The organism is Paenibacillus macerans (assembly GCF_900454495.1).
Taxonomy (GTDB): Bacteria; Bacillota; Bacilli; order Paenibacillales; family Paenibacillaceae; genus Fontibacillus; species Fontibacillus macerans.
Genome location: NZ_UGSI01000001.1, coordinates 2,129,948 through 2,150,398, shown reverse-complemented (window position 1 = coordinate 2,150,398; position 20,451 = coordinate 2,129,948). Strand labels below are relative to the sequence as shown.

Here is a 20,451-nt window from a genome sequence, read left to right as displayed (position 1 = left end):
TCCGCTACTCCACTTTGAATTGCGCCGCCGCCTTGGTCAGTTCCTTCGCCAGCCCGTCAATGGTTTGCACCATACCGGCGAGCTGTTGGACGGTTGCCGATTGCTCCGTCATCGTGGCCGAAACCTCCTCGACGGAAGCGGAGACCTCTTCGCCCGATGCCGAGAGGCTTTGGACGGAGCCGAGCACTTCGTCCTTGTCGCTTTCCAGGCGGCCGACTTCTTCCGCCATCTTTTTGATCTGGTCGGCAATGTCGGCGGTTTTATCAAAGATAACGTTAAAAGCTTGCCGCGTCTGGCCGACAAACTGGTCCTGCATGGCTGCGATCTTTTGAATCTGGGCCACGCTTTGGTAATTATCCTCCACAAACGCGAGGTTTTCCTGGATGATACCTTGAATATGAGCGGACTGCCGCGAGCTTTGCTCGGCCAGCTTGCGGATTTCCGCCGCCACGACGGCGAAGCCGCGGCCGTGCTCGCCGGCTCTCGCCGCCTCGATGGACGCGTTCAGCGCGAGCAGGTTGGTCTGTGCGGCAATTTCGGCAATCGCGCCCGTGATGCTGTTGATTTGCTCCGAGCTTTTTTGCAGCTTGAATGTCATCTCGGAAATCTTGTTCACTTGTTCTTCGTTTTGCTCGTTAATGCGGATCAATTCGTCCACCACTTCGTTGCTCGTATGGAACACGCCGACGATTTCCTCCGAACGCTCTTTGGCGGATTGAGCTTTCGAGCTCATGGACTCGAAACTTTCCCCGAAACCGAAAAATTTGTCCACGATATGTTCCGTCTCCCGGGCTTGAGAATCCATCGCTTTGGCGATTTCCTGCGAAGTGGCCGACGTTTCGCTGACGGATACGGCCGTTTGCTTCGAGGAAGCTTCCAGCTCCTTCGTACTTGTCCCAAGCACCTCGATCGTTTTGTTCATATTCCGGATCAAGTCCTTGTTGCGGCCGACCATTTGGTTGAAGCTGCCCGCCAATATTTTAAGCTCGCCTTCATAGCGGTCCTCGTCCGCGTTAACGGTAAGATCGCCGGAAGCCATTTGCCGGAACAGATGGGTTAATTGCGTCAGCGGCTTCGCGATGTAACGGGAAAGCAACAAGCCGAAGCCGACAGCCACGAGAATGATCACAAAGGTTAAAATAGCGGTATTGCGCAGCATCACCTTAATCGGCTGCTTAATGTCGTCCAAAGAATCGACGACCGTAACGGTTAAGTCCGGGCCCGGAATCCGGTTGATCCGCAGGTATTCGTTGTTCATTTCGAGACTGGTTTTTTCGATTTCTTGACTCCCCGTGTTTTTTACAGAACCTGCGAGTTCAGCAATGACCGTACCGATTCTTGAAGGGTCTTTGGAATTATATAATACCGTTCCGCCGCGGCTGACGATTTCGATGCTGCCTTCCCGGTTGATGGAAACTTCGCCTAACGTGCTGAAAAAGAACTGGCTGTCGATCGTCGTTACGAAAACGCCCAGCACTTTGCCGTCCGTATCCTTGATCGGCTGGGCAAAAGCGAGCAGCAGCTTGCCGGTGCTTTTCGATACGATGGCGTCGCTGATGTAAGGCTGACCTTTGAGCGCTTCGCTAAAGTAATCGCGGTCCGATCGCGATTGCCCGATATTTTTCACGTTTGTTCCGGCCACAATCGTCCCTTTGGCATCCGTAAGCAAATAGGAATCGATGTCCCCGGTTCCTTCCAAACTGCTTTTCAGAATTGCGTTCGCTTGGTCCAGATAAGGATTGGCTGACGAGAAAAATTGTTTATCCGTGAGTTCGCCGGATTCTCTTAGTTTTAGCAGGCTGCGGAACGTATTGTGCTCCGATATGAGGAAGGTGGCTTGCTGCTGCAGTTGGACGGCCGTCGACAATCCGCCTCCCAGCCGGTCGGCCATCACGTTGATTTCATCTTTGCTCTTGCTCAGCGCCACGCTGGACGCCTCCCGGTAAGTCAGAATGGAAGCGGCCAGCAAAGACGCGATCACCAATAAACAGACGAAAAAGGGTATTTTCACGCGCAATGAAACAGATTTGATCTTTCCGGCCATTCCTGATGGTTTTCCTCTCACTACTTTTCAACTCCCCTATGCTTCTCTTTTTCTATAGCTGCTAACGAAAAGATATATCGGTTGCGGAGCAGGAGTTATGTAGTGGAAATTTAACCCAAAAGGAGCCTACATCACCGTAAAATATTCGGCGATGCCGGTGTAAATCGCTTCGGCGATCTTTTGCTGGCCGCTCCGGCTAATCAGCTGGGCGCGGTCTTCCGCATTGCTCAAAAAGCCCATTTCAACGATGACGGCAGGCGATTCGACATGCTTCAGCAGGTAAAACGGTTTGCCGATCTCAGGGATCGAAGCTCTGTTCAGATTGTAAAACCGTTCCAAGGCATTCTGAATGGAGGCGGCCAGCAGCGCGCTGCGCCCTTCGTTCTGGTGCAGGACAAGCGGTCCCCGTTTCGATTTGTTCCGGCCCCAGTTCACGTGCAGGCTGACGACGATGGAAGCGGGAAGCTGCTCGCTCAGCTCCTTGCGCTGGGCCAGATCCCTCATATGGCGGGAACGGCTGCGCGACCAGCGGTTATCGTCGCTGAGGGCGTAATCGCCCGTCCGGTTCAGAATCGCCCGGTATCCGTGGCTTCGCAGCACGACGTAAAGCCGGCGGCCGATCTCGAGGTTGATGTCTTTTTCCATAATTTCTTCGTAAGAGGTACCGCCGTCAATGCCGCCGTGTCCCGCATCGATCAGGATGACCGGCTCCGGAAAAACGTGCCGCAGATCCTTGTCATCCGCACCAGCGGGACTTCCGCACAAACCGAGGGCAAGGGAGACGATAAGCAGACCCGCCAGCGGATACCGTATCCGTATTTTCATGGTACTCCCCTTTTCAGGTTTTATTTCTTTTATAGATTGAACTTCCCGTGCCCAAATCATGCATGTACCGCCGCCGAAGGCGGGTTTAGGGAACGGCTTCCCGGAGCAAACTAGAGATAAGCAAAGGCGAGCATATCAAAAAAAGGAGAGCTTAGCATGGCCAAAGGCGATGAACTGGTAAAGTACATTACCGAAAAAGTTGTCGATTTCGTAGAAACCCCCAGGGAAGTCCGGCGGGAACGTTCCAGGCCGAAGGAACCGTGGACACGCCGCTGGTTCGGGATGATTCCTTTTTCAGTATCTTTATGGGCAGAGCAGCTTCCGGTAAAACGGAAAAAGGAAAAGGAGCATTCCTCTTCCGGCGAGGGGTAGAACAACGGATAAGGGTACGCGATGTTCGCGCACCCTTTAGTTATGCCGGCCGGCTTTTTGCGGGGCTTTGCGGATGATCGAATCGTCTTCCTCCATGAAAGACCAAAACGGATATTCTTCGGGCAGACGGCTCGCTACGTCGGGATTATGAATTTGATACAGGTCAATATAATCGGTGTTCAATCTCCGCAGGCTATCCTCTACCTGCTTCGCATCGACGATTCCCCGCCTGCCGGACATTTACCGGGAAGCGCTGGAGCTGTCCGAGCTGCAGGGCATGTCGCAGAAGCAGCTTAGCAGCCACCTGGGCATTTCGTACTCGGCGGCCAAATCACGGGTGCAGCGCGGCCGCGAGATGCTGAAAATGATGCTGACCGGCTGCTGCCACATTGAATCCGACGCTTACGGCAACATTACCGATTTCTATATCAAGCTGGCTGAACCGCCTGTTTACCAGAGAAAACGCAGAAAGGCGTAAACGGTTATGCGGTTTGCGGATTTGCGGAGGGGAGGAACCAGCGTTTCGCCTGAGGAGCTTCCGAGACAAACATAGGGGCAAAAAAGGCACTAGCGTTGCAAGAACACTAACATCAATTTTCAGCAAAACCCACATTTGGATTATTGAAACTATAAATGGATTTTTTTACAGTCATTTTTTAAGCTTAAGACCAAAAAGTCAAGGTTACCTAATGCGTAGGTCGTGATGTCCCATTAAATGTATATAATGGATATTATTCCTTGAACTTGCTTGGCTTAATTATCCCAACCATTGTGCGCACCGATAACGCTTTGGGACCTGACCCCGGACGTCTCCCCGGACTACTTCGACTGGGTTTCCGATCCAGTTCGGTTCGAAAGGATCGCCATGAACGGTACAAATACTCGCGGAGAATCCGGAGCACTTGCCAGTTTGTTTTTGCCGTTTGGGTGCTGTGCCGGATGTGCTCCACGAGCAAGGCAGTAATTAAAGCCAAGAATAACTGGTTCCAAATAGCCTGTGGTTTATGACTGTGCAGCTTCTTCAATCGCAAATGTTGCTTCAGCCATTTAAAATACAACTCGATGAGCCAGCGATTTTTGTAGATCTGCGCGATTTCTTCAGCGGTCTTATCCCATACCGATGTAAAAATACGATAAGTCCGTTCCTGCTCGTCATAAAACTCCACCAAACGAACGGAATGTTCCATGGATCGGAAGGAACTGCCCACGCAAACCTTGGCGTCCCGCGTGATGCTCGAGCCTTCCGGAACAGGATACTCCTCAATGACGGTGGCAAGCGCGCGATCTCGCATACGGATCACAAACTGGATGTTGTCCTGGACCCATTGATCCATCCGGGCATAATCATCATAACCGCGATCCATCACATAGATCGCATCCGAGGGGACGACCAGTTCAACGGCCCCCGCACGATCCCCTACATTGAGCGAACTGGGGATCATGGCATCAGGAAATAGCTTGTCGGGAGCTGTAACAACGAGGCGCAGATGCATCTTGACGCCGCTACTCTTATTTGACATCTTGGCCCAACTTCCAAGTTGAAGCGGCAGTCGAATGCTGGAAGAATCAATGATGTGCAATTTCCCGCTCTGGCCCTGGTGGCAAGCACGTTGCTGTGTTTGTGATGCCAGATGCTGAAACATCCACTCCAACAGCTCCGTTGGGATCTGATCGAGTTTTCGGGATAATTGCGAGCCGCTGATACTCTCCAACTGTAGAAGCTGCTGAAGTTTCGGCTCAGCACGAAGTGCAATTTCCATTTCACCGTAAGATGACCATTGTTTCAACTGAGCATTGATGAAGAGCATGATCGCTTTCATCGTGGTAAGTTTCTTGGTGTAATGGTCGAAGAGTAAACGTTGATGCACATCGATGGGCAGTAAGGAAATCAGTTGACGAATGACCGTTTTAGCTTTAACGTTATCCATGGATGGTCTCCTTTTGTAGAGAGTTATGGACAACGTACCTACCTCTTTACAATAGGAGATTTTTTATGCTTTTTCCATGAAAAATGATCATAATTACCCATATTTAACTAATATTTGATTATTCGCGTTAGGTTTTATGCAACGCTAGTGCAAAAAAGGCCGTTATTCCGGTGACATCCGTCCATTTGAGCGATATAGAGGAAAAATATGTCGCTATTTTTTCGAATTGCAAGGAAATGCCCTTGTTCCGGGCCATTCATACGAAAATAGGGACTAAAAATGCTGTTAATGGGGCTGTACATGCTTGGCTCCGGATAATAAGGACAAAAAGTTCCGCTATTTTTCGCGGGAAGGGAGAATTTCGCAAGCTTACTCCCGTTTCGATATCAAAGAAACCGCCGAGGAAATTTCTTCGGCGGTTTTGCTCATTTAACCGGGATAAGCGACGAACTTGCCCGGCTGCGACTTCAGCAGAGCATCCAAAGCGATAAGCCGGATCGACGGGCCTTCGCCGGTTAATACATATACGGGGCCGTTCAGGGAGGTGCCGCCGGCTGCGGCATCGGTCCCGGAGGATGCGCCATCCTGCCACGTCTGGTACCCATATATCGGCATAGGAATCGAATAAGTGCGTTCCGGGCCCGATGCGGCGAAGATCAGCTGCTTGCTGGATTGAAGCTTGCGGATGAACGTTTCCTGCTTGACCGGGAGCGGACCTTGCGTCATCCACAGCAAATTGTCGTAAGGATTAAACCGGCTTGCGGTGTAATGGATTTCGCCGGGAGCCAGCTCCGCCTGGCCGCTGCCCGCTGCGAGCCGGGGGGCTTGATAAAGGGCGGCTTGCTTGTCCCAGGTGTCCGCCGTTTCGGGCAGCCATTCCCCGTCCGCGGCGTGGATGAACCGCGGCGATTCGTCATCCGGCAGGCGGACCATCCATTCGGCCAGGGCGGGGCCGGCATACAGCGGCGTAACGCGGATTTGGCTGAGCTGCTCCGGCGTCATCTCCGCGGCAAGTTCGCTATTTTTTAGGGCGGCCTTCAGCAAGGAAGGGGCAAACACGTTATGCGCGCCGAGCCCGTATTCAACCAGTTTGTATTGGCCATTGGACGTGGCCGAAATGATCAGGTAACCGTTCAAGCGCGAATCGCCGCCGGATCCGCCGGGGAGAACGGTGACCAGCCAGCTGTGCGTTCCCGGGCCAAGCGGTTCGATCACGGTTTTTGCCCCAAGCCAGGCGTTGAACGGTTCGGTTTGCGCCAGCTTCCGTATCGCGTCCTCGGCAAAAATACGGAGCTGCTCGGGAGCATTGTCGGCCGTTTGAAGGCCGGCGGCCGGTTCGGAAGCTGCGCCCGGGGCTAAAGCGGCGGCATAGCCGGCGGCTTCTCCCGGCTGTGCGAGTCCGCCGGCGCAAGCCAGTCCGATGCTGCATAAAATTTTCAGCGTAATCGTGATGTTTCGGGGGATGGTTCCAAACATCGTTCGCCCTCCTATATATGGGATGGGAGTGGTCAGCTTTTGCGATTGCTTGTCCATTGTACCGAAGCCGGGGCAAAAAGGTTGTTGCAACCTGTCGCGCTTTGAGCCTTTGTCCAGCTTCTATTTTTGCGGTCTTTTAGCGAGATCGGTCTATTTCTGGTCACCGCTGCGAACGCAGGTGAAAGATGCCGCAGCCCAAGGCGGATACGACAATTCTCGGCTCGTATTGCCAGCGGATTTCTTCCCGCCTCGCTTCGTATTGGTTCAAGGCCGCCTGCTTCCGCTCCTCATCCGGGTCTTTGAGCAGATCCTTGTAATAAGCTTCGATAATCTCCAACTCGTCCCGCAGGCGTTCCCTGGCCTGGATCGACCAAATCTTGTCGCAGGCGCCGAGAAGTTCGGACAACCGATCTTCGAGAGCGGCCCGGCCCGCGTCCAAGGTCAGCTTCGTCGGCTCGATATGGACGTTCTCCGGAAGGCGCGGGACGAGCGTGGCGCCGGATAGTCTTTTGTCAAAGGCTTCGTCGATTTTTCCGCTTAGCAGAGAGACGCCGAAGAAATGGAGCTCTTCCCGCTTCATGTCGCAGCAGAACTCGACTTTGAAGCAGACGCCAAGCCACGGTTCGTAAGCGGCCGGAAGCAGGGCCAGGCGCTGGCGCGTCCCCGGCTCCTCGAACAGATAGACGTAGCGGCCGCCCCGTTTGGCCGCCTCGAAGATCTGCCTTAGCCGGGAGCTGCCGAACGTCAGCTCCTCGCGTTGAATGCGGCCCGGTCCCAGGATCGGCAACGGGCGCACGGGGCCGTAATAGCGGCCGAGGAGGGTATCCTCCAGCGACTGGCCCGACTGGCCCGGCTGCGGTCCGGCCCCGGCAGCGCCGCCGGGGCCTGGCGCGTTTGCCTGAGCGCCGGCGCCGCCAGACCCTGGCGCAGCGCCTGCGGTTGCCGGACCGCTGCCGCTAAATCCGGCCGCGGCGCCCTTGCCGGCATTCGGCCCGGCGGCAGCGCCCCTGCCCGGCTTCGGCCCGGCCGCCTGCCCGGCTTCGGCCTCCCGGTGCCGCTCGGGGTCGAAGATGAACGAAAACGACATCGTCTCCGGCTCGGCCCCGGTGCGTTCGATAAACCCCCAATAATAAGGGCGGTTCGTCAAATCGCGGTCGGCCCGGGGCGACAGCTTAACGGTGACATGATAGGGGGATTTTTCGAGAAATTGGCACTCGGTTGCTTCAAGATACGTCATCACAAGCTTGCGGATTTGCTCGCTCGTCATCGTCATACGGGTCAACCTCCCAACAGCTGTTTCAGATCGCCGCCTCCGTTATCGCCGGTTTGCACGTCCAGCTCCGATTTGATCGAATGGAACGAGCGGCCGAGCGAATCGACGCGGCTGGCGATTTCCTCGTCGCTTTTGGATTCGAGCATGATTTTGTAAATGCTTTTTTCCAGGGAATGCTCCTTCTCAAACCGCTCCAATATCACGTCAAGGTCTCCGATAACCATTTCGAACATGTTGATTTTTTCGTGCAGCAGGTTCACGATATACTCTTCAATCGTCCCTTTGGTGGACAGGTTGTAGATTTTGACGTCATTTTGCTGCCCCAGCCGGTGCACGCGGCCGATCCGCTGCTCCACCCGCATCGGATTCCAGGGCAAATCGAAGTTGATCATGTGATGGCAAAACTGCAGGTTGATGCCTTCGCCGCCGGCTTCGGTGGCGATCATCACCTGGGCGCGGTCGCGGAACAGGTCCATCATCCAGTCCTTTTTGCCGCGGTTCATTCCGCCGCGGTAGGGAACGGCCGTTATGTCCCGGTCGCGGAAATAGTTCAATAGGTATTCCTGAGTGGCGCGGTATTCGGTAAAAACGATGACCTTATCGTTCATTTCGCGAATCAGTTCCATCGTTTTTTCGGCTTTGCTGTTGGCCTTGATCTGCCGGATCAGGTCGACGATGTCCCAGATTTTATCCCGCAGGGGCGAATCGGGAGCAAGCTTCTTCGACAGGTTGACGAGCGTGACGAAAACGGCGTCGCGGCTGCTGCATACTTCGCGCTGGAGTGTTACGAGCGAGAGCATGCTGTTCAAATCGCCGCCGGCCGCCTGATATTGGTCTTTGACGAAGGAAGTGACTCCGTCGTACAGATTTTTTTCTTCCGGCGACAGTTCGACGTCGATGTTCCGGACGATCCGCTTCGTGAATTCCAGCTCCCCGTCGGCGCGGCGGTTGCGGATCATCACTTTGGAGAGCTCTCCCTTTAGCTGCTCCTCGTTTTTCGGCAGGCGTTTGTCCACGACGAAATTGGCCGCGAATTCGCTTTGCCCTCCGAGCTGGCCGGGCTTGAGCAGCGTGATCAGGTTGAACAGCTCGTCCAGGTCGTTTTGCACCGGCGTCGCCGTCAGCAGGAGGCAATATTTTTTGCGCAGCTGCAGCATAAATTGATAGTTCGTCGTTTTTTTGTTTTTCAGCTTGTGCGCTTCGTCGACGATCAGCATGTCGTATTCATTGCTCAGCAGGATCGATTTATGGGGATCGCGTTTGGCCGTATCCATCGAGGCGACGACGATGTCGTTATGCCAAGAGTGTTCCTTTTTCTGGGCGACGGCAGGGATGCCGAATTTCTGATTGAGCTCGCGCACCCACTGCAGCACCAAGGAAGCGGGCACCAGGATCAGCGCTTTGCGGACCAGCCCGCGGACGATGTATTCTTTTAAAATCAAACCGGCTTCGATCGTCTTGCCCAGGCCGACCTCGTCGGCCAGGATGGCGCGCCCGCGCATTTCAAACAGCACCTTGCGGGCGGTTTCGGTCTGGTGGGGCAGCGGCGTTACCTGCTGCAGATGCTTCAGGCACTGCATTTCCTCAAAGCTCGTGACCAAAGAAGCGGTTTCCGCCTCAAGGGCAAGATTGAACAGCTTCCAATCGTCCCAGGGCCCGCCTTTTTCCTGCCGGGCCGCAAGCTCGCCAAACCAGCTCCGGTCGAATTCGACCGGGACCTCGGCATGCGGGGGCGGATTCTTGATCAAGCTTGGGGAATCGCCGGGGGGATGAGCAAACATGATGATAAAACCTCCCTTTTGTGCTTGTACATCCGACTTGGTTTTTTCGACTCGGGAAGAGATGAAGCGGCGAACTGTTTCTTTGCTCAAAAAGTAGGCTTGGCAGATGTAAGTGTAGTATGGACGAAAAAGAGGCGGTTCATAACATAGGCGGAAGTTTGCGCTTCGGCGGAATGAGGCGGAACCGATTCACGGCATCCTATTTTCCGGACTCTTATAAAATACTATCCATTCAGGGCGAGATCCCGTCTCCGCTCAATCCGCCAAGCGGGTGTGCGTTCCATCCGCGCTGTCCTTTTGCGGCGGAAACGTGCAGGACCGTTAAACCGGCACGGAAAAAAGTTTCCGAAGGCCATTTTGCGGCCTGCCATCTGGTGAAATAGGCAGGGAGGCCGCTGCCGGCGAGGTGAGTGAATTGCATCATATAACAGCTTTAGAATTTTACGTACTATAACAAATAGAATTGGATTAGCCAAGGGAGCTATTATATCCCATGAAAAAGATATGGTCGCGCATTGCGAGTTATTATAAAAATGCGAAGCTAAACGTAAAGCTCTTATTAACGATTACCTTGATTATGATGACAACGCTGGTCCTTGTATTGGGAGGCCTTCAATATGCCTTTTCCCTTTATGATGAGCAAATCTACGCCAAATCCTCGCAAGTGTTGATGATGTCGTCCAACCGCATCGAAGAGGAGCTTGAAAGCGTGGAAGAAGTTAGTTACAACATCGCGGTTGATCCGTCTATTCAAAAAATGTTGTTGGATCTGCAAAAAAATGTAACAGGCTATGATTTCTATCGCCTTGAACAGAAAATCGGCGACGAATTGAAAAAATACGCGGATCAGGAAACTTGCATCGATGCGATTTATTTATACGATTCGGCAGGAAGGGAATTTTCAGCCGGGGATGGCGCAAGCCCTTTAAAGAAGAAGGATAAGGAGCTTGCGCTGAGCCAGGCGGACCCGTATGAAGGCAAAAACTATTGGATGGAGTTGGCCGGATATAATGGGGATATTATTTCTGTCCGCCTGATCCGGTCTTACGGGAACCTGGATTTTGAGAACATCGGCAAACTGCTTGTCCGCGTTAATTTAAACAAGATTGTAAGCGGTTTACCGAAACCTCGCGGAGAAATAGCGGGAAATATTGTGATTACGGATGGAAATGGGGTTTTCTATTCGGAAAAAGGAATGGATGCGGTAAAAGATTATCATTTCTTGGCCCCAAATGATCAGGGCTACAGCATTGAACGCGTTCATGGGGAAAGAACTTTTGTCAATCATATTACGACCGGCTTTAAGGACTGGACCTACTGGAGCCTGATTCCGTTTCACATGATGTTTTCCAAAATCACTGCCGCGAAGTATACTTTGGTGCTGGTTTTTATGTTTATGTTCGTTTTTCTTATTTCCCTTGGTTTTAATTTTTTAAGAAAAATTACGGACCCCATTCAAGAATTGGCCTTTACCATGCGGGAGGTTCAAAGGGGGAACTTTCACGCCGTGGATTTATTGGAGCCCGCGATGGTTGATCAAGGCGAGGTAGGGATTCTTTACCGGAATTTTATAACCATGATCCACAGAATCGACGAGTTGATTCAGGAGAACTTCGCTAAGCAGCTCCTGGTCAAGGAAACTGAATTTAAAGCGCTTCAGGCTCAGATTAACCCGCATTTTTTATACAATACATTGGAGTCCATTAATTGGCTGGCGAAAACCAATAAACAGCGGCAAATTTCAAGCATGGTGGAAGCATTGGGCCACCTTATGAGATACTCCACAAATTTCAACCGGGATTTCGTTACATTCGAGGATGAAATCGATATGGTCAACAGTTACTTAACCATTCAAAAGTACCGGTTTGGCCAGCGGTTTGAATTTCACATGGATGTTCCCTTTTACGTTAAAAAATACAAGATTCCCAAATTAATATTGCAGCCGCTGCTGGAAAATGCGTTTAAGCATGCCGTTGAGCCTTCCGTCGGTTTGTCGGTTATCAAGTTGCAAGTTGATCAGGAAGCGGACAGGCTATTGATCCGGATCGAAGATAATGGGCCAGGCATAGATCCCTTTATACTCCAAAAAGTAAAAGAAGGCCAAATCGTTCCTAAAGGCACCGGAATAGGATTGAACAATATCGATGACAGGATCAAGCTTTACGCTGGGGAACCATATGGGTTAAGCATTGAAAATCTTTCGGGAAAAGGGACCGCGATTACGGTGATACTGCCTGTTCAAACGGGGTGATAGGATGTCTTATAAAGTGTTGTTGGCGGATGACGAACAGATTATTGTCCAAGGGATTTCCAGTATCGTCGATTGGGAAGCATTGGACACGGAACTTGTGGCAACGGCGGAAAACGGGATCGATGCGTATGAAAAGATGGCCCGGCTTGAACCGGATATTGTGATCAGCGATATCCGAATGCCCGGCATGGACGGACTTAGTCTGGTTTCAAAGGCGCATCAGGAATTTCCCGCCATGAAATTTATCCTATTGTCCGGATACAGTGAATTTGAATATGCCAGAACGGCTATGCGTTATGGGGTTAAAAATTATTTGTTGAAGCCGTGCAACGAGGATAAAATTACAGCCGCGCTTCAGGAGATCATTCATGACTTGGAGCAAGAAAAGGCTCAGGATACCCTTGTCAGCCAGCTTCAGGAAAAATACGCACAAGCTCAGCCCTTGATTAAAGCGCATCTGTTAACCGAATTTTTGGCCGGCCGGAACTATTCAAACAACGATTTATCCTTCTATCAGCAGCTTTTCGACGTAGAGATCCATCATCAGCGCGTAAGACTCGTGCTTTTTAAGCCGGAAGGTTCGTTTTCTTATGAGCATTTATTTGCTATCAAAAATATCGGCGCCGAGATCTTTGATTCCGTCCTGTTAAGTATGAATATGGGCGAAAATGCCTTGTTTCTGATCGAGGATAATCATGACGCAGAAAAATTGCGGCAAAAAATCGAACAGATTAAAGAACTTGCCTGCCAATATTTCAAAAAGGATACCACCGTCGCCATAAGCGAAGGGGATCATCTCCACAACGCCGGGAAGCTGTACCGTGAGGCTATGGAATGTTTGGAACACCGTTTTTATTTGGGAGAAGGAAGCATTATCACGCGAAAAGATGTCCTGGCTTTCAAGTCAAAGCATTCTTCCGTGATCAACAGAGTAATAGAAGTTCTAACGGAGAACCTGGGCAATCCCGATTTATCGCTTAAAATGGTGGCCAATGAGATTTTATATATGAATCCGGATTACCTCGGAAAACTGTTTAAACAGGAGACCGGCCAGAGATTCTCAACATATCTGACTAAGCTAAGAATTGAAAAAGCCGTGAAGCATATTGCCAAAATGGATGACGTGAAGGTCGGAACCTTGGCGGAAATCGTCGGTTTTGGCGACAATCCCCAATACTTTAGCCAGGTTTTCAAAAAATATACCGGCTGTACGCCGTCTGAATATCGCAAAAGGGAGGGCTAGAGCTTGAGAAAGTCCGGTTTGATATTCATGTTGTTTATATTGTTCCTTTCCATGGCTGCCTGCGATGCAGGCCATCAGGGAAACAACGGCGGTAAAGAAAATGAAAAAGCGACCCTGCGCGTGGCCTGGTGGGGCGTGCAATCCAGACATGATTACACGATGAAAGTGATTCAAATGTATGAGCAGGAACATCCCAATGTAGAAATTGTGGCGGAATACGCCAGCTGGGACGATTATTGGAAGAAGCTTGCCCCGCGGGCGGCCGCCAGCGGGTTGCCGGATGTGATTCAAATGGATAGAGCTTATTTGTTTCAATACGGCGCAACCGGCCAACTGGAGGATTTAACCCCGTACATAGAAGACGGCACGATTGATGTTAGCTCCATTGACGAAAACGCGATCTCCGGAGGAAGGCTGGCCGGGAAACTTTATGGCTTCCCGCTTGGGTCGAACGTTCTTTCGGTGATTACAAATGATGATCTGATGCAGGCAGCGGGTGCCAAAATGGACGATGAAAACTGGACTTGGGATGACTTTGAGCAAATCGCGATCGCTGTCCATGATGCCGCCGGCGTGTATGGTACAAATGGAATGTACCCTGCCGATGTATTTTTTCCGTACTATTTAAGAACACAAGGCTCGCGGCTTTACAATGAAGACGGGACAGGCCTTGGCTACTCGGACGATGGGTTATTTGCCGATTATTTTGAACGGCAGCTGCGGTTGGTTGACGCCAAAGCGTTCCCGACTCCGGACGTTCAAGCGCATATCACAGGAATTAACGATGATCTTATCGTAAAAGGGAATGCCGCCATGAGTTGGAATTGGTCCAACCAATATTCAGGATTTGCCGAATCGGCCGCAGCGCCGTTATCCATCCATCTGCCTCCCGAGCATGCGGACAAGGCGGCTTTATTTTTAAGGCCGAGCATGTTCTTCTCGATCCCCAAGAGCTCAACGCAAAAAGAACAAGCGGCCAAGTTTATCGATTTCTTTGTAAATAATACGGATGCCAACATGTTGATCAAAGGCGACCGGGGCGTTCCGGTCTCTGCAAAGGTGATGAAAGAAATCAAACCGGAATTGTCCGAAGTTGACACCAAAATCTTTGATTACGTTGAAAAGGCATCCCAACATGTACGCACTACCGATCCGATCGACCCGCTGGGCAATGCGGAAATCATGAAAGCGCTTGACGATCTGTCCGAGCGGATTTTATTTAAGAAAATTACCCCGGAACAGGGAGCACGCTCCTTTAGAAAGCAAGCGGAAATGATTTTAGACAAGAATAAGTAATCGTCCTGCAAACAAGTAGGTTTTTTAAACGTAAACCTCTGTTTTTTTTATGGTTCCATGAAAGCATTTTCTCTACAATGATGGTGTGAGTGAAAGCGGTCACAATGTTGCGGATGGAGATCATGATTTGGAGGGATTACTGTGTTGCAGGAAAGGGCGATCGCCAAGCAAGAGGTCGTTGATTCCATTCATTTATTAATGAATAATCTTACGGAAATCAAGGACCAAAGCGGTGAATTTTTGCTTAATTTTGATGGGTTGATTGTGGACGACAAAAGCTGGCATGTATGGAACTGGCCGCAAGGTGTAGGGTTATACGGAATTTATAAATACTGGAGATTAACCAATGACCAAAGAGCGCTGGAAATCATAAATGAATGGTTCCATGCCAGAATCCGGGAAGGGGCGCCGCCGAAAAACGTCAATACGATGGCGCCGCTGTTAACGCTGGCTTTTTTGTATGAAGATACCGGAAACCGGACCTACCTGCCCTACTTGGAGGATTGGGCGGAATGGGTCATGCATGATATGCCTCGCACAAAAGAGGGCGGATTGCAGCATATGACTTATGGACCGGAAAACAAAAATCAGCTTTGGGACGACACGTTGATGATGACCGTGCTGCCGCTGGCGAAAATCGGGAAATTGCTGAATAAACCTGAATACCTGGAAGAGGCCAAAAAGCAGTTTCTCATTCATATCAAATATTTAACGGACAGAAAAACCGGTTTATGGTATCACGGCTGGACCTTTGAAGGAAAACACAATTACGCCGAAGCGCTTTGGGCAAGAGGAAATTGCTGGATCACCATTGCGATTCCCGAGATGATCGAGATCTTGGAATTGGAAAAGGGAGATTTTCTCCGCGAATTCCTGATTGATACATTAAACAGACAAATTGAAGCTCTTGCCGATTACCAGGATGAAAGCGGTTTATGGCATACCTTAATCAATGATCCGACCTCTTATTTGGAAGCCTCGGCGACAGCCGGATTTGCCTATGGCATTCTAAAATCCGTTCATAAGCGGTATGTCAGCCAGGAATATAAAGAAGCCGCCCACAAGGCTATTCGCGGAATCATGGCTGAAATTAATCAAGAAGGGGCGCTGCAAAAAGTATCCGTAGGAACAGGCATGGGCGACACCCTGGAATTTTACAAGGGAATCAGAACGACCGCCATGCCTTATGGACAATCGCTTGCCGTGCTGTGCCTGTCGGAATATCTTCATACTTATATCTAACGCCAAAGTGAAAGCGGTTAAAATGGAGGGGAGTAAAGTGGTTAGACAACCCAAATTTATTAATTATATGTCCTATGGGTTAGGCGATTTCTTAGGGGCGGGCGCCTTTGCTCTGACAGCGGCATGGTTGCTTTTCTTCTTAACGACTTTTTGCGGCCTCACTGCCGTGGAAGCCGGTTCTATTTTTGCGATTGCCCGGATTGTTGATGCGATTGCGGCGCCGACTATGGGATACATTACGGATAATTTTCATAAAACCAAACTGGGCCGCCGCTTTGGAAGACGCAAGTTCTTTATACTGGCAGCCGTTCCGCTTGTCCTTGTCTATACAGCGATTTGGGTTTCCGGTTTCGGTTACTGGTATTACTTATTAACCTACATCTTGTTTGAAATTGTGTATTCGATGATTTTGATTCCTTATGATACGCTTGCCGCCGAGATGAGCAGCGACTATAAAATACGTTCGAAGTTTACGGGCGCCAGAATGTTTGTCGCTCAGGCTTCGGCCGTATTCGCCGCATTTATTCCCGGCCGGCTTGTGGAAGCCTTGGGTAAGGATGATCCACTTACCTACCTGTACTCAGGTATTATTTTCACGGTCATATTTGTAGTGGTATTGTTGCTGCTGTACAGAAATACATGGGAACGTCCTTTCGATGAAATCCCGCAAGAGGAAGTCATTGATAAAAGAACCTTTTTACAAAATGTTCATAAGATCTATGCGGATTTATTCTCGACTTTGCGGGTAAAAACATTCCGCCACCATCTGGGGATGTATTTGGGCGGATATTTAAGCCAGGATGTATTCAACGCGGTGTTTACTTATTTTGTTGTTTTTGCCCTTATGCAAAGCGCCGTAGCCGCATCCAACCTATTGACCTTTATGTATGTCATGCAGTTGTTCGGCGTATGGATTGCGCTTACTTTAACGATTAAATTGAATCCTGCCCCGGCGTATAGAACGGCAATTTCCCTCTTTATCGCAGGGATTGTCGGATTTATCGTCTTAAAGTTCACCGGAACGCTAAACAGCACTGCTTTATTGTTCCTTATGATCGGCATTTGCGGGTTGGGACGCGGCGGTTTGAACTACATTCCCTGGAACAATTATGCCTTTATTCCGGATGTGGATGAAGCTTTAACCGGGCAAAGACGTGAAGGGGTGTTCGCCGGTGTCATGAGCTTGATCCGAAAGGGAACGCAGGCGCTGGCTGTCTTTTTGGTAGGCGTGGCCTTGCAGGAAGCGGGGTTTGTATCCGGACAAACATCGCAGCCGGATTCAGCGGTAACGATGATTATTTCCATCTTGCTGTTCGGTACGCTCTTCTTTTTGGCGGGAGGCCTAATCATCTCCTATCGTTACAAATTAACCAAAGAAAATCATGTCATTTTGTTGGATGAAATTAAACGCTTGAAAAACGGCGGGTCTAAACAAGAGGCTGCACCGGAAGCCCGCAAAGTTTTTGAACAATTAACCGGTTGGGAATATGAAAAAACATGGGGAAACAACACGGTAGGGTATGAAAATCTGTTGAAGTATAAGGAGAAACAAGATAGTCATGAAACCAAACATAAAGTAATTGTCTAAACCAGCAGTTAAACAGCCTGCAGCGGCGTCATTGCCGGCTGCAGGCTGTTTATTTTGCGGCGAACCGTCTGTCAATTCTTTTCCATCATTTGGATAAGTGCAGGGTAGTCGTGGATGGCGACTCCGCCAAACCCGTCATGGTCCGCATAAAAATCCGTCACGGTATTTAATTGCTGATTCATATATTTCAGGCCTTTGTTGTAGTACGTAATTTCATTCGTGATAGTGCCGCCGTTCGGAGAATTGGTCTCCGCGCCGATATAAATCTTTTTGCCTAATTTGGCCGCATAATCGGTTTCCGCCAGGGTTGCGCGGATCTGTTTCTCGGCCGTGTCGCGATAGGCCATGATGGATACGGTGTCCACGATGTCCAATACAAAATAACTTAGCGGCTTTTTCTCCCCGCCGGTTTGCACGATGACCGGATTTTGCCCCGTTGCATACCACCACGGAATCGCTGCGTTGAACTCCAAATTCTCCTTGCTTGAGGCAATTTCATTCGCGATTTTCTTCAGAACCTGGATGTATTGATAGCAAACGGAGCCTCTTTTGTTTAAATATTCGGGTAAGGTGTGCGGTTCAATATCATACTGAATTCCGTCAAATTTGCTGGCCGGATGGGACGCGTTATAGGAAATCACTTGGCGCAGTTCCTGCAGCGCTTCGCGATGATGGGTTTCCAGCGCCCAGTTGGCTCTGCCGACAAGCGCGAACACGCGTATTCCGTCCTCATGCGCTCTTTGGATCAATTCCTCATAAGTTGCGGGCTGATCCTCCAACGTCTTTCTTGTCCCGATAAACAATAAGTTGATGTCATTTTCCTTTAAAAACTGCAGCAGCTGTGTAATCTTGTTGGAATCGGAAGCCGCTTCATAAAAATCCCAAACCCATAGCGCTTTGGTTTGCTCATTATTCGCATGAGCCGGGGAAGGGACTACATTCACCAACGTCAAACAAACCGCCAACACTAAAATCGCTATTTTTCTCACTCGGTTCTCTACTCCATTCTTTTTAGATCTGCAGGGTTTATTTACCAACAACCAGATTAACATAAAAATGGAATTTGTCGAATGATCTGTTGGGCCTATTGTGAGGTTTTATTTGCCACGTAGAGACTCTCCAAATCCCCCGTGGCTTTGCCGGCATATACAATACGTCCATTTCGCAATATGGCGGCTTGATTCGCCAGTTTTTCCGCTAGCCCGATAATATGAGTGGATAACAGGATGAGAGCACCTCGGGCACAGTATTGCTGCAATGTATCGCGCACGATTATGACTTGATCCGGGTCAAGTCCGTTGGTCGGCTCATCCAAAAGAAGGATATCCGGTTCGTGCAGCAATGCGGATGCCAGTGCAACCCGCCTTGCCGTTCCTTGGGACAAAGCGCCAATCGCGTAGTTGCTGTACGGTTCCAATGTAAAATGCTTGAGCCAGTGCCGTATTCGCTCCTCCAGTTGATCAGGGGAGACGCGGCGCAGTTGGCCGATAAGCCGCATCATTTCGATTACGGTCAAAAATGGATACTGAAACGGAAACTCCATCATATAGCCGATGCGTTTTTTATATTGTTGGTCCTGCCAATGAACCGCTTGCCGGCCCAGCAAAATGCTGCCTTGCTGGACCGGCTTCATCCCTGCCAGCAAATGCAACAGCGTCGTCTTACCTGCGCCGTTGGGACCGAGCAGTACCGTAATTTCTCCCCCCTGTAGGGTCCAATCGATGCCATGCAGGATGCGTTTATCTTCGTAAGCATAGCTGACTTGCTGCAGTTGCAAGGACAGCGCTAAGTTTGTCTGCATCTTATTTGATCTCTCCTTACATTGAAAACTTGCCGGGAAGACTTTCAGGTACCTGGCGTAAAAGTCGATAAAATCCAAATTGTATGGTTATAGAGACGATTATGAATAGTATTTGATGCGCTTGGTGTAAATAGATGAGCAAAAACATGCAGATTGTAATTAAAAGCTGAGCGGGCAGCGAAATACGCCCTTGAGTTGTAAGATGATATCCAGCCAGTAAACTGAATGAAACAAATGTGGAAGTAAGCAGCAGGCACTGCGCTAATAACTCGAAAAACGACCATGCCGTCCAAGTCCAGTCTAAGCGAAATCCCCAGATTAAGGTATGAACGATGAACATACTTATGCCTACTGTCCCATAAAAAAGCCATTTTGCCCATAATCCTCTATTCCAAGCACCCAAGGTAACGGTGTATAGTGCTATTCCTCTGCCTTCGGCTACGAAGCTTCTTATAACCCAAACGTCGCTGACCAGCCAGACCATCAAGGCCGCGCCTACCGGGACAACTATCGGGGTATCAACTGCTGAATAGTAGGTAAAGAGCTGTAATAAACAAACGGCAATAAGAAAAGGAAACATATCTTTGAAGCGGGTTAGAAAATATACCTCTTTACGAAGTAACGGATAGCGGGACAGGATATGCCGTTTGGCGCCGGATTCAGCCGGCGGGGCTGCGCTTATCATTCGCGGCCAGGAGAAGCGTGACGCTTGAAAAGCGGCGATGTATTGCAGCAAGGTAACGGCGATTGCAACGATCAGCCGAACCGCAGGTATCATGGGCAGCATCATCAATGAAATATTAAGCGCCAGTACTGTCAATAACAGCAGGGCTAACGATAGCGATCCGGCTGTTCGCTCTCTCGCCATTCCCGAAAGTGCCACAAAGCAATAAACACCGAGTTCTGCAAAGGAGAGTCCGAGCAACAGCATTAGGAATGCTTGTCCGAAACTATATGACGGTGACCAAAGCAACTGACCCAGCAGCATCCAAACAAGCACAAGAACAAAGGGGGACTTTTTCCAGATCATATATGAGGTTAAAAAACGAGCCCCTCGTCCAAGCGACCATAAGAAGCGCATTTCCGCCATCATCAGGTTCCCGGCAAACAGACCAATTCCAACGGTCATCCCTATTAGCCCCCAACAGCCCGTTATAAATGTGGATGAGAAGCCCTTTTCGGCTAACGCCGTAGTGAATTGATATGTCCCGCGGAGCAGTAAAAGAAGGAGAAACAGCGTTAAAACGATATCGCGCCATGAAATATACTTGATCCGAATGAGATAAACGGATGCGTAAAGCTTAAAACTTGAACTCATTCTAATCTTTCTC

General features: G+C 50.1%; 17 protein-coding genes and 1 pseudogene. 8 read left to right on the top strand and 10 right to left on the bottom strand.

Annotation, left to right across the window (positions count from 1 at the left end; all coding sequences use genetic code 11):
* Positions 1–4: 4 nt before the first annotated feature.
* Positions 5–2,044, bottom strand: coding sequence for a methyl-accepting chemotaxis protein (locus DYE26_RS09760; protein WP_036623882.1), 2,040 nt, complete (start codon positions 2,042–2,044; stop codon positions 5–7).
* Positions 2,045–2,170: 126 nt separating this feature from the next.
* Positions 2,171–2,869 carry an N-acetylmuramoyl-L-alanine amidase family protein gene (locus tag DYE26_RS09755; RefSeq protein WP_036623881.1) on the bottom strand — a complete coding sequence of 233 codons (699 nt, stop codon included), beginning with the start codon at positions 2,867–2,869 and terminating at the stop codon, positions 2,171–2,173.
* A 156-nt stretch (positions 2,870–3,025) separates the two neighbouring features.
* On the opposite strand from DYE26_RS09755, the gene DYE26_RS09750 reads away from it, so the two are divergent.
* Positions 3,026–3,241: a YqzE family protein gene (locus DYE26_RS09750; RefSeq protein WP_036623880.1), complete on the top strand. Its 216-nt coding sequence runs from the start codon at positions 3,026–3,028 to the stop codon at positions 3,239–3,241.
* A gap of 36 nt (positions 3,242–3,277) precedes the next feature.
* Here DYE26_RS09750 and DYE26_RS09745 read toward each other — a convergent pair whose 3' ends face one another.
* A complete protein-coding gene (locus DYE26_RS09745) occupies positions 3,278–3,424 on the bottom strand; it encodes a hypothetical protein (protein WP_164815232.1) in 147 nt (48 codons plus the stop codon).
* Positions 3,425–3,446: 22 nt separating this feature from the next.
* On the opposite strand from DYE26_RS09745, the pseudogene DYE26_RS09740 reads away from it, so the two are divergent.
* Positions 3,447–3,719, top strand: a pseudogene (locus tag DYE26_RS09740) (sigma factor-like helix-turn-helix DNA-binding protein); the annotation flags it as partial.
* A gap of 253 nt (positions 3,720–3,972) precedes the next feature.
* Here the strand turns inward: DYE26_RS09740 and DYE26_RS09735 are convergent.
* From DYE26_RS09735 to DYE26_RS09720, 4 genes are all read right to left on the bottom strand, one after another.
* Positions 3,973–5,169 (bottom strand): IS4 family transposase, encoded by a 1,197-nt coding sequence (locus DYE26_RS09735; protein ID WP_115311203.1) that lies wholly within the window; start codon positions 5,167–5,169, stop codon positions 3,973–3,975.
* A gap of 429 nt (positions 5,170–5,598) precedes the next feature.
* Positions 5,599–6,645 (bottom strand): hypothetical protein, encoded by a 1,047-nt coding sequence (locus DYE26_RS09730; RefSeq protein WP_036623875.1) that lies wholly within the window; start codon positions 6,643–6,645, stop codon positions 5,599–5,601.
* 160 nt (positions 6,646–6,805) lie between these two features.
* The gene (locus DYE26_RS09725; protein ID WP_036623873.1) at positions 6,806–7,918 is read right to left on the bottom strand and encodes a YqhG family protein; all 1,113 of its coding nucleotides are present in this window, start codon (positions 7,916–7,918) and stop codon (positions 6,806–6,808) included.
* A 5-nt stretch (positions 7,919–7,923) separates the two neighbouring features.
* Positions 7,924–9,699 carry a DEAD/DEAH box helicase gene (locus DYE26_RS09720; protein ID WP_036623872.1) on the bottom strand — a complete coding sequence of 592 codons (1,776 nt, stop codon included), beginning with the start codon at positions 9,697–9,699 and terminating at the stop codon, positions 7,924–7,926.
* A 119-nt stretch (positions 9,700–9,818) separates the two neighbouring features.
* Here DYE26_RS09720 and DYE26_RS09715 point away from each other — a divergent pair, with 119 nt between their 5' ends.
* The 6 genes from DYE26_RS09715 to DYE26_RS09690 all read left to right on the top strand — a co-directional run bounded on the left by DYE26_RS09715 (position 9,819) and on the right by DYE26_RS09690 (position 17,319).
* Positions 9,819–10,082 (top strand): oligopeptide/dipeptide ABC transporter ATP-binding protein, encoded by a 264-nt coding sequence (locus tag DYE26_RS09715; RefSeq protein ID WP_036623870.1) that lies wholly within the window; start codon positions 9,819–9,821, stop codon positions 10,080–10,082.
* Positions 10,083–10,192: 110 nt separating this feature from the next.
* Positions 10,193–11,950 (top strand): sensor histidine kinase, encoded by a 1,758-nt coding sequence (locus tag DYE26_RS09710; protein ID WP_036623868.1) that lies wholly within the window; start codon positions 10,193–10,195, stop codon positions 11,948–11,950.
* Positions 11,951–11,954: 4 nt separating this feature from the next.
* Positions 11,955–13,193: a response regulator gene (locus tag DYE26_RS09705; protein ID WP_036623866.1), complete on the top strand. Its 1,239-nt coding sequence runs from the start codon at positions 11,955–11,957 to the stop codon at positions 13,191–13,193.
* A gap of 3 nt (positions 13,194–13,196) precedes the next feature.
* Complete coding sequence (locus tag DYE26_RS09700; RefSeq protein ID WP_115311202.1) at positions 13,197–14,489, top strand: ABC transporter substrate-binding protein; 1,293 nt, start codon at positions 13,197–13,199, stop codon at positions 14,487–14,489.
* Positions 14,490–14,630: 141 nt separating this feature from the next.
* Positions 14,631–15,731: a beta-galactosidase BglB gene (bglB, locus tag DYE26_RS09695; protein WP_115311201.1), complete on the top strand. Its 1,101-nt coding sequence runs from the start codon at positions 14,631–14,633 to the stop codon at positions 15,729–15,731.
* 22 nt (positions 15,732–15,753) lie between these two features.
* Positions 15,754–17,319, top strand: a complete 1,566-nt coding sequence (locus DYE26_RS09690; protein ID WP_155620433.1) for an MFS transporter — start codon at positions 15,754–15,756, stop codon at positions 17,317–17,319.
* A 71-nt stretch (positions 17,320–17,390) separates the two neighbouring features.
* Here the strand turns inward: DYE26_RS09690 and DYE26_RS09685 are convergent, their stop codons facing one another.
* The 3 genes from DYE26_RS09685 to DYE26_RS09675 form a co-directional block, all read right to left on the bottom strand.
* A complete protein-coding gene (locus DYE26_RS09685) occupies positions 17,391–18,308 on the bottom strand; it encodes a TraB/GumN family protein (protein WP_036623859.1) in 918 nt (305 codons plus the stop codon).
* A 95-nt stretch (positions 18,309–18,403) separates the two neighbouring features.
* Entirely contained in the window at positions 18,404–19,120 is a 717-nt protein-coding gene (locus DYE26_RS09680; RefSeq protein WP_036623858.1) for an ABC transporter ATP-binding protein, read from the bottom strand.
* A gap of 16 nt (positions 19,121–19,136) precedes the next feature.
* Positions 19,137–20,438, bottom strand: a complete 1,302-nt coding sequence (locus tag DYE26_RS09675; RefSeq protein ID WP_036623856.1) for a hypothetical protein — start codon at positions 20,436–20,438, stop codon at positions 19,137–19,139.
* Positions 20,439–20,451 lie beyond the last annotated feature (13 nt).

Bases quoted from the DNA above. Each gene is read 5' to 3' on its own strand.
- DYE26_RS09760 (WP_036623882.1), bottom strand. From the start codon at position 2,044: ATGGCCGGAAAGATCAAATCTGTTTCATTGCGCGTGAAAATACCCTTT.
- DYE26_RS09705 (WP_036623866.1), top strand. From the start codon at position 11,955: ATGTCTTATAAAGTGTTGTTGGCGGATGACGAACAGATTATTGTCCAA.
- DYE26_RS09715 (WP_036623870.1), top strand. From the start codon at position 9,819: ATGGACGAAAAAGAGGCGGTTCATAACATAGGCGGAAGTTTGCGCTTC.
- DYE26_RS09690 (WP_155620433.1), top strand. From the start codon at position 15,754: ATGGAGGGGAGTAAAGTGGTTAGACAACCCAAATTTATTAATTATATG.
- DYE26_RS09710 (WP_036623868.1), top strand. From the start codon at position 10,193: ATGAAAAAGATATGGTCGCGCATTGCGAGTTATTATAAAAATGCGAAG.
- DYE26_RS09675 (WP_036623856.1), bottom strand. From the start codon at position 20,438: ATGAGTTCAAGTTTTAAGCTTTACGCATCCGTTTATCTCATTCGGATC.
- DYE26_RS09755 (WP_036623881.1), bottom strand. From the start codon at position 2,869: ATGAAAATACGGATACGGTATCCGCTGGCGGGTCTGCTTATCGTCTCC.
- DYE26_RS09730 (WP_036623875.1), bottom strand. From the start codon at position 6,645: ATGTTTGGAACCATCCCCCGAAACATCACGATTACGCTGAAAATTTTA.
- DYE26_RS09680 (WP_036623858.1), bottom strand. From the start codon at position 19,120: ATGCAGACAAACTTAGCGCTGTCCTTGCAACTGCAGCAAGTCAGCTAT.
- DYE26_RS09735 (WP_115311203.1), bottom strand. From the start codon at position 5,169: ATGGATAACGTTAAAGCTAAAACGGTCATTCGTCAACTGATTTCCTTA.
- DYE26_RS09750 (WP_036623880.1), top strand. From the start codon at position 3,026: ATGGCCAAAGGCGATGAACTGGTAAAGTACATTACCGAAAAAGTTGTC.
- DYE26_RS09725 (WP_036623873.1), bottom strand. From the start codon at position 7,918: ATGACGATGACGAGCGAGCAAATCCGCAAGCTTGTGATGACGTATCTT.
- DYE26_RS09720 (WP_036623872.1), bottom strand. From the start codon at position 9,699: ATGTTTGCTCATCCCCCCGGCGATTCCCCAAGCTTGATCAAGAATCCG.